Below are 12,502 nucleotides of genomic sequence, written 5' to 3'. Positions count from 1 at the left end.
CAATCCAGTCGTCATCACCTATCCGTCAAGCGGCTTCGTCCTTGATGCGGTGACCTTGCTTATTCCTTTTCATGCAGACGGTCTCATGTTCCGCATGTGGATCGTCCGTCACATAGACACTCAAAAAATGGAGTGTGAGCAGGCACATTCCGGGTCAGCTGTAGTAACAGCGTGAGCGATGTTAACGGCAAAGGAATTTTAACTCACGCAATCCTGGGGTCCAGTCTTTTATCTCTGGGACCCCCATTTTTCCCAAATGAGAATCGCTTTCGGCCGACAAGTTGGGCACAAAGTTTGCCTCAAGCAACTCATCGGAAAGTGGCTCAGGCAGGGTCATCGCGAACCCGATTTACCGGACGACCGTAATGTTCGAAATGACCCTTGGACTGCATCTTCCATCATCTGTCTGGATTCGGCACCGTGAGTTCAACAAAGAGACAATTGCCAAACGTGAGGGTTCGGTTGGAAGTCAAAGCAGGTTAGAATCAGAGTTTCACATTTTCGCGAGTGAATCGGAATTTTTGGATTCACAATCTGACGAAGAAATCACCGACGTAGGACACCTTGCTAATGGCTGCTCGATATGCGTATGAATGTCCCGAATGTCATTCGACGATTGAGCTTTCGACGACTCAGGCGGGCCAGCAATTAACGTGTGCTGGATGTTCAGCGGTGATTACGGCACCCAAGCTGGGAGTCATCAAGGGGCTTCCTGCCGTTGGTGGCCAATCCGCGACACCGGCAAGACAGGGCCGGGCACCAAAGTCCGGGTCTCCGTTGAAAAGCTGGCTCTTCACGGGAGGCCTTTTGCTGGCAGTCCTCGGCGGGATCGCAGGCTCGGCGGCTCAGTATCGAGCCAATGAGTTCAGAGTCGACATCGATTTCGACGCCGCAGTGGCAAAGGAAATGGACCTGATCGACTCACATTCTCCTGCCGAAATCTACGGGATCGCGGTCGAATCCACGAAAGACAGCTTTGCGCTTGAGTACAGTGAAGTTCCTTACCGGACGAGCAACATCAAAAGTGGAATCATTCAATGGGTCGCGTGGACGTGCTTCGGCGTCGCGGGAGTCGGCCTACTGATGCTGCTGGGATCGTTCTTCGTCAAAAACCAATAGCGAGTTTGTAGCCACTCCATTTTGTCGGACACTTCGTCTCAAGAAGCAGGTTTGCTGTTCGGCTCTGGCGTAACTCCAAGGCCACATTGGCTGGATTTCAAAACCCTTTTGGATATGCAAGCGTCGTACTGGCTTAGTTGGACTTTTTGCTGACCGTCAATTTTACGGCGTCGAACTTCGCCGTTCCGGTGGCTCCGAACATTCCAATTCGAACGATGGCGTCCTTGGTCGCGATAGGAACGCGAATGGATTTCATTTCCAGCTTGTGCCAGTCTTTGTTGAAGGAAAGCGGATCAAGCACCGCATCTTTCAGGTGCCGGCGGTCTTCGTCGTAAAAGCTGATCATGGCGACAGGGATGTCCTCGTTGTAGATGCCGCGTTTGACGTTTTCGAGTTTCAGGTGAGCTTCAAAGTCAACCGCGGATACGGACCTGCCGTCGATCGCAAAGCCCTGCATCACGTGAGCATGCTGGCCCGGCACATCGTTTGAGAATTTGACGTAGTGTTCTCCCGAAGGAGCCTCGTCACCGGCAATCAGCTCCAGACGGCGTTGGTAGTACCATCCTTTGACGAATCCTTTTTCATCGAGCCCTTCCTCGAAATCAAAATTCAGGATCTGGGGATCGGTCGGATCAGGTTTGACTTTTCGTGCGTCTTCTGCGGCGCCGGTCATGGGGACAAACAGGGTGGGGCGGAGAGCTTCCGTCACCAGCTTGCCATCCTTCTTGATCATCAGATACAGCGTTTGCTGATGGCGTTGTCCCATCGGCACGATCAGCAAGCCGCCTTCTCTAAGTTGATCGACAAGTGGCTGCGGCACATCTTCAGGCGAACAGGTAACAATGACTTTGTCGAACGGAGCATGTTCTTCCCAGCCTTTGTAGCCATCGCCGATCTTGGTGAACACGTTCTCATATTTGAGCTTCTTCAAAACTTTGGCTGCCCGTTTCCCAAGAGCTTCAACAATTTCGATCGAGTAAACTTCTTTGACCAGCGGGCTCAAGATCGCGGCTTGGTACCCGCTGCCCGTGCCAATTTCCAGCACGCGATCGGTTGGTTGAGGATCCAACATCTGCGTCATGTAAGCAACGATGAAGGGAGAAGAAATCGTTTGGGCTGAACCGATTGGCACGCCGGCATCCAGGTAAGCCCGAAATTGGTCTCTTCGCAGCACGAATTCGTGACGCCGCGTTTGCAACATTGAGCTCAGCACCCGCTCATCGGTGACGCCGGCCTGTCGAACGGCTGTCTCGACCATGTAGTGCCTCGCTCGAGTAAACTTGGGGTCTTCCTTGCTTCTCGTTTGCGCTTCAAGAGTCGAGCTACAGATTGCGGTCACTATAAAAACGACTGAGCAGAAGAGATGGATTCGTTGGTTCATGATTAAGTCCGCCTGGAAATTGCTGCCGGTCTGTGCATTATAGTTCATCGCAATTACATTGATCCAACATGACAAATCGACGAACATCTGGCATTTCTGGACTTTTTGAGCGTTTCCCGTGGCTGGAAACAGCCGCGTTCGTCGCTCCTATGGTCGTGCACATGCTCGTGCCGACGCTAACTGACATGTTTTTCGACGAGAGCGACGCTTCCGTCAAAGCAACCGCCTACACGGTCTCAGTGGCGGCTCAGATCGTCGCTGCGTTGATCTTGTTTGTGCTTTTCGTCCGAGTCTGGTTGGACCATTTCAAGTTCCGTTTATCTGCCCTGGCAGTCGTGGTCGGCGTGGTTGGATACGTCTTGTGGGTCTGGATTTGCGGATTGCACCCCGAGCGACAGTTTCTGTCGCTGTTCGGATGGCAGGAGTTCTGGCCGACGCGAACGGCATTCGACCCGTTCACGGAAATCGAAAGCAGTATGCATCGCAACCTGTTCATGGTACTGCGATTCACAACGCTGGCCTTGATCGTGCCGGTGGCTGAAGAACTGTTCTTGCGCGGGTTTCTGGTGCGCTGGATCGAAGACGTTGACCTGAAGTCCGTCCGTTTCGATAACCTTGGTTGGCCAGCGATTCTTGCCCCAACGGTGTGCAGCGTCCTGACACATCCGGAAATCGCAGCCTCAATTGTCTGGTTCAGCCTTGTCACGTGGCTGATGATTTACACCAAAAGTTTTTGGAACTGCGTCGTAGCTCACATGGTGACTAACTTGTTGCTGGGAATCCACGTCGTTGTGACGGGTGCGTGGGAACTGTGGTAGCCGATTCGCTGATCGCTTCGGACTCGCTCGCAGGAGCCGTCTGAATGTTGTTCACGATTCCGGCAATGAAAAACAGCAGCGTATTCAACATCGGCATAATTGACGTGTCGTGAAACATGCCGTTGACGCTGTAGCCGAGCAGCATCGCGCCGAGTAGCAATCCGAACTGCCGATGAGCCAGTGATTTTTTCTGGTCCAGCCACAACACCCAGGCCGACCGGGCCATCACGCCCAGCATCACCATCAACAGCATCAGTCCGGCCAGTCCCAGTTCTGTAAGGTACGCCAGGAACACGTTGTGTTGTAAGTAGCCTCTCGTTTTTGAAAGCTGTTTTCCCGTGTACGCGTCCTGCAGATAGGGATACTTTTCGCGTGCATACTGCCCGAATCCACATCCCAGCATCGGGCGGTCTTCGAACATACGCATGGCAACCGAAAAGAACAGCGGTCGCAGTTGAGCGGACTCGGACATCTGCGAAGCCGAAACATCTTTGTCGCGTTTAAACGACAGGACTTTGTCACCCACAACAGGAAACAGCAGGATCGCTGCAAGTGTTCCAACGATCACCAATGTTCCCTTCTGGGACTGCGACGTCGTCAGCCACATGCCCACGCCGCTGACAAGGATCAGCGTCATCCAGACGCTTCGTGTTAGCGTTGCGTAAATTCCGATGGCGACAATCGCCGACGCCCCAAGGATCAGGAATCGGACTCGCTGGCTCGATCGCGGCCACCAAAACCAGATGCAGCAGAATCCGATGACCTGAAAAACTCCATTGGAAACCGGATTGAGAAATGGGCCTCTCCCGCGTCCAAAGAACTCGCGAGTACTTGAGTTCACGATGTAGCCAGGAAAAACGATCGAGTGGAATTGCTTGACTTCGGCGATTCCTGTGAGCGCCAGATAAACACCGAATCCGCCGAGAGCAAATGTTACGACTGCCAAGTCCAGACGGCTCATTTTCGCCGTTCTGACCACCAGATACAAAGCCAGCGGCATGAGGTAGAAGAACAGCAATCGCGACAGCGGCAGGTTGTTCGAGAATTTGTAGTCGTGCGTAAACGTGCTGAAAAACAGGATGCCCACGACGCCGAAAATTGCAACATCCATACTGTTGGGCGAACGCAGGTTTTCGCGATTGATCAACCAGCTCCAGGCAGCAAGCACCAACAATCCGCCAAGCAGCAAGCGATCGATCGTGATGGGGATCGGGCCGCCGGAAGCATGAAAGAAGTCATGGCCAAAGACCGATCCGGTCAACACGACACCCAACGCGGCCAAATGCAGCGGGCTGAACTTCTGCAGCTCTGAAATGGGTATCTTCACGCGCGCCAAAGCCAACGTCCAAACGATGGCGACAAGGAGCAGAAGAAAGACGATGAGTGGCACGGGGCTGCAGGGCCGAAGGATCGATAGTTCCGGTCTGCTTTGCGCACGACCACTGTCTACGCTATCGACCCTGGCGCCGTGACCCGCTGAGGCAATAGGTCGCCAACGGAAAAATCAGATGATTCGTAACAACCGCGCAGGTTGGTGGACTTCCGTTGCAACCGCCTGGCTCTACTCCGTTCGACCCGACGCTATTCGACCCGGAATTTTAGCGGCGGATCGAGCGACGCGGTTTTGTTCCCGTAAATGTCTTCAACAAGAGCATGCAGGACGTATTGGCCGGCAGGCAGATCACCCAGCGTCACCGGCATGTACATGTAAAAATCGCGTCGTCGTTTCCGAGCGACGTCATCGACGGTTGGAAACTCAGCCTGCTGCACGACTTTGCCGTTGGCATTGTAGATCGCAAAGCTCCCGCGAAGACGCGTGCGGAAATCGTTTCCAGTCGCTGTTTGGCTTTCGATGGTCTTGTGATTTTCTACTTCGCAGTAAACCAGCATCTTCTGACCGGCAGAGAACGTGGTTGAGGGAAAAGTCCGGAACTGACCAAAGCCAGTGATCTCGGTGCAGAACTGTCCCGACGTCACTTTCAGGCTGGCGATCGATTCAAGTTGGGCCACCGCGCTGCGAAGATGTTCGAGGGTTTCGTGAGCCGTCTGGTGTCGATGGTAGTCCGTCACCGCCTGATTTTCTCCAGCGGTTGAACTCAGCATCGTCGTGATGGCTTCGAGTTGATGTTGCCAGTACTGCGATTCGTTTTCGGAGTAGTCGGCTGTTCCCGGAGACGCTTCGACCTGTTCCATTTGGCCGCGAAGTGCCTTGAGCAATCGCAAATTGACCACACTGGCGTCCGAGGGCTGATTCATTCGATTGAGCCGAACTTCGGCCAGTTCAATGGCTTCATCGAGTCGTGATTTCCACGTGACGGCATTGAGCTCCATCAGCGTCGATATTCCAACCGGCGGCACGTTGCTGGTCGAAGTACCGCTGTCGATGGTGCGACTTGAGATCGGCAGTGCCGCGACGTGCGCGACCGCTGGATCGGTTTCCGGAGGAGCCTGTAGATCAACGGGCTGGCCGAACTCGGAAGACGCCGCGATGATTTTGTCTGGGACCGCGTCTGGAATGACTGCTGGCGGAATCGCCATCGGAGCCACAAAGTCTCCGCCGGGAGTTGCTGGTGCGGCAAAGTCATTGTTGGTGAAAAGTGGCTCGCCGTTCTCAGCGTCGTCGATGACGTCATGTTCACAGCCCGCACAGCTTTCCGAGCCACATCCGGCGCAGACGCTGGAAACGGTCGTGTTGGAGACCGCCTGGATTTTGAAATCGTTGTTCGATTCGGGCGGAGTGGTTTCTGCCGTTGGAATCGTCATCGCAGTGAGTTCGCGTTGCACGTCCTCGGCAACAGCGATCGCGTCTTCGATGATTTCTGCAGGAATGTAGGCTTCCGCCGCTTCGGATTCCTGTGTCCTTGCAACCAAATAGCTGGCGGAAGTCTGCGCCAGTGATTCGTCGACGACAGGCTGGCCCGGGAAGTCGTGTTCGGGAACTTCTGCCTGAACGTTTGGTTCAACGTTCGTTTGGGCGACTTCCATCGCCGTTGCTGGAGTCATTTCTGGAGCCGTCGCTGGTTCTTCAACAGCGTCAACGACAATGATTTCTTCGGAAACGAAAATTGGTTCGGGCGGAGCTGGAGCTGGAGTGACCTCAGGCGTGGACGTTTCATTGTCAACGACCTCAGTAGTCGATTCAGTAGTCGATTCGGATGCCGTCTCTGGAGCAGCGGATTCAACGGCTGGAGTTTCCATCGCGGGCGAAGTTTCCATCGTTGGCGGCGAGGCAGTCTCAGCAGAGTCGCGGGCAATCGGTGACAGCAGACGGTTTGCGGCGACGCTGGCGATGTCCGTTGCGGAAGTCACAGCACTCAGTCCGGACGCGGAGTCTTCTTTGCGAAGCGGCGCCAACGGTCCAAACGATCCCAGTGGGTTGAACGAGTTGTCCGCCACGGAGCCCGTATTTGTCGGTGCTGCGTCAAGGATTCGGTCCACAATCACGTCAGCTTCGATTTCCTCGCTGGCCGTTTGCATTGGACGCAGTGTGCCTTCGAGGATGGATTTCTTGGTGCGTGTGCTGGGGTTAAACAGCATCGGTTGGAGTGGCAGCAAAAGCGAGTCGGCATCGCCAAAGGGAGTTAGCGGACTCTCGCCAGCCAGTTCGTCTTCGGCCAGTTCGGAGGTTGATTCGTCCGATGTGTTGCTGGGACGAAGAAAGTTCGCAGTTGAAAAATCAATGTCGTCGCGAGCGAAGTTGACTGGAACGCCTTCCATGTCATCGGCGTTGGCAAGTAGCTTGATGCTGTTGGTGCCAGTCGCAGCAGGCTGCGGCGCCGGTTCGGTTCCCGCAATCGCATCGGATTCCTTTGCTTCAGATGGCGCTTCAGACGCGGAGTCTTCGTCGGTGGGTTCCTGATTGCTTGCTTCCTCAACCATGTCGTCGGTGTCAGTATCCGCTTCGATCTCATAGCTGACTTGAGCGATCTGGAAATCAGATTCGGTGTATTCGGCTCGCTCCGCCGCATCGGCAACGATGTCTTGCTGTCGCGACTCAAGTTCGTTTTCGAGTTCGGCGGCTTCATCGGCAAGCTGTTGGGCGAGTCGAACTTCGTCCTGTCGATCCAGTATGTCGTTCACTGGCGGCTGTTGCGTTTGCTGACGCTGGGCCAACGATTGCGGTTGAGGGATCGGCTCAAAACTGGCCTGTTTCGAAAGCTGTGAGCATCCTGACAGAATGATCGACGACGCAGTCAGCAGCATCACGACCAACAGGAAGTAATGCACTCCAGCGGTTCGACGGACGGATGGGTTTTGACGGGCAGTAATCGGCTTGCGCATTGTCGCACTCGTACGAAAAAATTGCGTATGGAGTGCGGGAGATTAGAGAAATGCCCAATGGCCGGCAAGGCGATTCTCGATCGTGCTGGTGCGTGAAATGTTCGTTGCCAGTCCGCCAATTTCTGGGGGTGGCTGGGCATCATGCAATGCGTTCTGGCCAGCAAATTTCGCTGGGCTTGGCGAAGAAGCTCGTGCGTTGATTCATCCCGGAATGGTTGACCCGCAATCGGTTGCCTACGAGCTAGCAGCTCAAGCCGATCCCGGAAAACGCTTTGCATGAGCTTCCATCAACGCTTCGTTGACGTCGAATAAATGGACCAGCAACGCCGCTCGAGCCCACATTCCGTTGCGGGCCTGACGAAAGTACATCGCTCGGGGATCCGAATCGAGCTCTGTCGGAATCTCGCCAATGATGCTGTCACGAGGGAAGGGGTGCAGGATCGGAGCATAGGATTTCATGCTGTCAACTCGCTGTCGGTTTAGCTTGAACGGTGACAGGTCAATCGAATCGATCTCAGCCTCGGTCGTGTCCGAATTGTGCTCGCGCTGAATCCGTGTCATGTAAAGACAGTCGATCGATTCAAGAATCGGAGTCCCATCGACGGTGTCCTCAAGTGATTCAAACTCTTTGACTTTGACGCCCGCCGTTTCCAGCAGAGACTTCAGATCGTCGTCAACTCGCAACTCATCATGCGGCGGAGTGATGAAGTACATCGTCACGTTCGAGTACTGCGAAAGTACCGTCGCCAGAGACCGCACCGTTCGCCCACGTTTGATGTCTCCGCAGAAAGCGTACACTTTGTTTGCGGCTCCGGTCGTCAAACCTGGGTAGTCCGATTGCAGGCTGCCCAGCCGCGAGGGACGCGACAGCGAATTTTCGTCGAAGTCAAACGTTCGCAGGATCGTGTACATGTCCAAAAGAGCCTGTGTCGGATGTTCGTCGCTTCCAGCACCGGCATTGACGATCGGTACGCTCCGCCGATCTGTTCGCTCAAGGTCGTTCATCATGTAAGCACAGACTTCGGCGAAGTTGGCGATCTGCGAACGCATGATGATCACGTCGAAGTAGCTACTGAACATGCGAACCGAATCCGTCCGGGATTCGCGTTTGACTTCGGAAGACATCTTCGGGTCGCGGACTTCGTTGCACGTGATGCCCAGAATTTGGCAAGCGGCCATGAACGAAAGAAACGTACGCGTCGATGGCTGGGTGAAGTACAGCATTGCCCGCCGGTTCGGCAGCAAGTTACGAAGGTCGGCATTGCCTTCGCGGTCGCGTGCCAAACGGCGAATCATGTCGGCGCTGCGGCAGAGTCGATCCAGTAACTCGATCGATAACTGACTGCCGAAAATCAGATGCTTCAGGCGGCCATGTCGTTGAAATTCCTGATCGCGTTCTTCAGGAGTTCGATTGAGCAGATGCTGGAATTCAGGAAACTCGGACATACTTCATGGCTAGTTAAGTGACTATTTCGCCAAATGGTAGCCGGTATTGCGGAAAGTAAAACCCGTTTGCGTTCCTGAAACCGCAAGCCGGTTCGCATGGATCCGGCAGTCAGAAGTCGCAATTGCTATGATGTGAAAGCCAAAGTTGCCTTGCCGAAATTGTCATTTATGGAAGAAGTCGACGTGTCTCAGTCATCGACCGAACAGCAAGGTTCGTCTGAGGGGAATCCGACGACCCGGAAGCCATCCTTTCGGTTGCGGTTCGGGCTGAAGACTTTTCTTGCATTTGTGATGCTGGCAGGCGTGTTTTTCGGCGTCATCTATCCATCTATAGAGCGAGCCAAAAATGAAAGCGATGCGATTTCACAGCTAACATCGCTTTATCCAGCGGATTATTCGAAACCTGAATTTCTGTACGACTATGAAATGGACGGCGACGATAAAAAATCACCGGCGACACCAGCATGGGTGCGGATGATTCTGGGAGAGCATTGTTTTTCGACCGTAAAGAGTGTGCGAATTATCGGCGGCGTGAACGACAATGTCGAGAGTTTTGAGGATGTCGTTTCCCATTTGTCGAAGTTCAAAAATCTTCAAGAGCTTGCTGTCGATGGTTTGGGATATCGCAAAGACGCTGATTTCTTTGAGGACTATCCGGACTTGCGTGTGCTCAGTTTGAATTCGTGGTCAGACCTCGAGGACCTTTCGGGACTGAAAGATCTGAACAAGCTCGAATCGCTTGATCTTTCGATGACCAGTATTCGTTCCATCGCTTCGGTTGCTGACTGTTCCGGAATGAAATCGATCCAGCTGACGGGATGTGAGTTGCTTGAAGATATCGAGTTGGTTGCCGGCATGCCAGATTTGGCGATATTGGAGCAGAGCTATTGCTCGAAGGTAAAGTCGCTTGACTACCTTGATCGCTTTGAGAATCTCGAAAATTTCGGATGCAGTGCCAGTGAACACGTCAAGAGTTTTGACGTTTCACTGATTGCAAAAAACAGGAACCTGAAATCGCTTATGCTTTCAGGGTTCGTGTCTTTTGAAAACATCGAACTGCTAAACGAGTTTCCGAACCTCGTACATCTAAGGCTCGATCATTGTCGAGGATTTGAGCAATTGCCCTCCCTCGCAAAATTGACGAAATTGAAAACTGTAATACTCCAGAATTGCGACTCACTCAAAAGCCTGCACGGCATCGGTGATTCGGGAGCACTTACTTCGCTGACGCTTTTCGGCTGCAAGAACCTGGAAGACATCACGCCGGTGTCCGAATTTGCTGGTATCACATCGTTGGATCTGCAAAGCTGCAACCTTGTCGACGATTTCCGTCCTGTTTCCACGATGAAATCGCTAAAGAGCATCAGGCTTCAAGGGACCAACATCAAAGACCTAGACATGCTCAAAGGACTAAAACTTCAAGGAGTGTTTGTCATGAGCTGTCCCAATCTCGCAGACATTAGCGGGCTATCTGGAATTGATGAGCACGCTTCTGTGTGGATACAGAGTTGTCCCAAAATAACCCAGGAAATGGCCTTCGATGTGGGAGACGAGACCGGAGTCCTCATTCAGCTATTTTGAAACCTGAAATTTGAAACAGGTACGCTGATTGCAATCCATGCTCATTCACGGAACAGGACTGGCTCTGGAAGTCGAACCTGTTACCGACCTGAAAAACTGACGTTCGTCGATAGAGTTTTACCCGCTACCGGCTGGTGAACATTTTCAGATTTCATGACCAGTTTCTTTGCTTCCAGGATTCCAAGTCGCATTCCGGCATCTTCCTGATCCGAATTTGCCAAGCTTGAAGATTTGGCAACTTCGTGAACCAGCACGTCTGCCTTGACGCCGACTTCACTGATTGCATTTCCGTGAGGCGAGTAGAATTTTGCAGTCGTCAAGCGAACGCCGCCGCCGGAGATGTTCAACGGGAAGATTCCTTGAACGCTTCCTTTGCCATAGCTCTTTTCGCCGACGATGATGCCTCGCTTGTGATCGCGAATCGCGGCTGCAAAAATTTCGCTGGCACTGGCTGAATTTCCATCGATCAGAACGATCAAAGGCATTCTCCAGGTACTCGCCGTATTGGCGCGGTGTGTGTAATCTTCCATCGGGTTGCGTCCGCGAGTCGAAACGATGACTCCGTCGTTGACGAACTTGTCCGCGATGTCCACAGAAGCCTGCAGTAGTCCTCCGGGGTTTCCGCGAACGTCGACGATCAGGGAACGCATGCCCTGACGATGAAGCTTCCAAAGAGCTGCGTCAAAGTCGCGAGGAGTCGTCTTTTGAAAGTTGGTCAATCGAAGGTAGCCGACTCCTGCTTCGCGATCGACGATGCTGACATCTTCTACGCTTGGGATTTCGATACGTCGACGTTCCAGTCGCATTTTCTGATGGCTCTGGTTTCGAGCAACCGTCAGTTCGACGAACGAGTTCTCTGGTCCACGCAACATGTCAGCGGCTTTCTCGCTTCCGATTTGCTCGACCGAGTTTCCATCGACGGCGATAATGTGGTCGTCCTTCGTCAGCCCGTGAACGTCAGCAGATCCGCCTTCGATAACACTGACAATGTGCAGATGATCTTCATTCGTACGAAGCTCTACCCCCAACCCGACAAAATTGCCTTCGATCTGAGACATCGACTCACCATATTGGCTGGCCGACATGAATCCAGAATAAGGATCGAGTGCTGAAATGGCTCCGCAAACGAACTCATAGACCGTTGCCTGACCCCGCAAGCCAATCCGCTGTTCGAGCGATTTGGCTGTTTTGTGAGCGACCAGATAGGCGTCGTGTCGAGAGCTAACAGTGGCCGATTTGAGGTCTTCGCGTGTTTGCAGAATCGCGTCGCGAATCTGTGTTTCAGAAATGCCTGGCAAGTTCGCGTCGCGGAACTCAGGATCCATCATCGCGATCTCAAGGCTGGTCAAACCAAAGCTCGCCAGCTCGGACCAGTTCGGCGTGTCGACGTAGTAGGACTGAATTTTGGCAAGCACTTCTGCGTATACGGTCAACGCCGCAGAGGTCTCGCTGGTTTTCACAGTGCGGATGAAACTGCTGTCTGAATAGCGTCGCTCAAGGTCGAAGTGCAATCGTGCGACCGAGCGGCGGCGTTGAATGTTTTTGTCGACCGGATGCTTGCGGAGAAACTGTTGGTAGAGCCCGAGTGCGTCTCCCCAACGTCCGCTCTTTTCGAGACTGCGACCTTCGGTGAGCGTCGTCTTGGCATCAGAAGCGTTGGCGGTTTGTTGAGCCGAAGCGCTCACTGCCGGCAACAGCAAGGCTGAAGTCAACAAGATTACCAGTGCGTTCAGAAGTGAACGAATCATCCGGGTGTTTTCCATGGGAGTGCCAATCTGCAAGGGGACTTTGGCTTTCCCGTTCGCTACGTGTTTTGGGAGCGACGCGAACAGGGACCAACAGTCTGGTCAGGTTACGGCACAATCCAAAACGTGCC

The 12,502-nt window shown here is 53.5% G+C and carries 8 protein-coding genes; 3 read left to right on the top strand and 5 right to left on the bottom strand.

Annotated features, from left to right (window positions below; genetic code table 11):
* Positions 1-570: 570 nt before the first annotated feature.
* On the top strand, positions 571-1,119 hold the full coding sequence (locus MFFC18_RS21560) for a hypothetical protein (RefSeq protein WP_075083818.1): 549 nt from the start codon (positions 571-573) through the stop codon (positions 1,117-1,119).
* A 133-nt stretch (positions 1,120-1,252) separates the two neighbouring features.
* Here MFFC18_RS21560 and MFFC18_RS21555 read toward each other — a convergent pair whose 3' ends face one another.
* Complete coding sequence (locus tag MFFC18_RS21555) at positions 1,253-2,500, bottom strand: protein-L-isoaspartate(D-aspartate) O-methyltransferase (RefSeq protein ID WP_084417041.1); 1,248 nt, start codon at positions 2,498-2,500, stop codon at positions 1,253-1,255.
* A 68-nt stretch (positions 2,501-2,568) separates the two neighbouring features.
* Between MFFC18_RS21555 and MFFC18_RS21550 the strand changes: the two genes are divergently transcribed.
* Positions 2,569-3,318 (top strand): CAAX prenyl protease-related protein, encoded by a 750-nt coding sequence (locus MFFC18_RS21550; protein ID WP_075083819.1) that lies wholly within the window; start codon positions 2,569-2,571, stop codon positions 3,316-3,318.
* Here the strand turns inward: MFFC18_RS21550 and MFFC18_RS21545 are convergent.
* The 3 genes from MFFC18_RS21545 to MFFC18_RS21535 form a co-directional block, all read right to left on the bottom strand.
* Positions 3,263-4,708, bottom strand: a complete 1,446-nt coding sequence (locus MFFC18_RS21545) for an O-antigen ligase family protein (RefSeq protein ID WP_075083820.1) — start codon at positions 4,706-4,708, stop codon at positions 3,263-3,265. The two genes, MFFC18_RS21550 and MFFC18_RS21545, sit on opposite strands and share 56 nt — an antisense overlap.
* 191 nt (positions 4,709-4,899) lie before the next feature.
* Positions 4,900-7,599: a hypothetical protein gene (locus MFFC18_RS21540; protein ID WP_075083821.1), complete on the bottom strand. Its 2,700-nt coding sequence runs from the start codon at positions 7,597-7,599 to the stop codon at positions 4,900-4,902.
* Between the two features lie 249 nt (positions 7,600-7,848).
* A complete protein-coding gene (locus tag MFFC18_RS21535) occupies positions 7,849-9,045 on the bottom strand; it encodes an aspartate/ornithine carbamoyltransferase family protein (protein WP_075083823.1) in 1,197 nt (398 codons plus the stop codon).
* A gap of 183 nt (positions 9,046-9,228) precedes the next feature.
* On the opposite strand from MFFC18_RS21535, the gene MFFC18_RS21530 reads away from it, so the two are divergent.
* Positions 9,229-10,626, top strand: coding sequence for a leucine-rich repeat domain-containing protein (locus MFFC18_RS21530; protein ID WP_210421379.1), 1,398 nt, complete (start codon positions 9,229-9,231; stop codon positions 10,624-10,626).
* Between the two features lie 80 nt (positions 10,627-10,706).
* On the opposite strand, the gene MFFC18_RS21525 is transcribed toward MFFC18_RS21530, so the two are convergent.
* A complete protein-coding gene (locus tag MFFC18_RS21525) occupies positions 10,707-12,374 on the bottom strand; it encodes a S41 family peptidase (protein ID WP_157665099.1) in 1,668 nt (555 codons plus the stop codon).
* Between the last annotated feature and the right edge of the window lie 128 nt (positions 12,375-12,502).

This window comes from Mariniblastus fucicola, assembly GCF_008087665.1.
In the GTDB taxonomy this organism is placed as follows: Bacteria; Planctomycetota; Planctomycetia; order Pirellulales; family Pirellulaceae; genus Mariniblastus; species Mariniblastus fucicola.
Note: the sequence above shows the minus strand (reverse complement) of the source record. Positions and strands in the feature narration are given on the sequence as shown.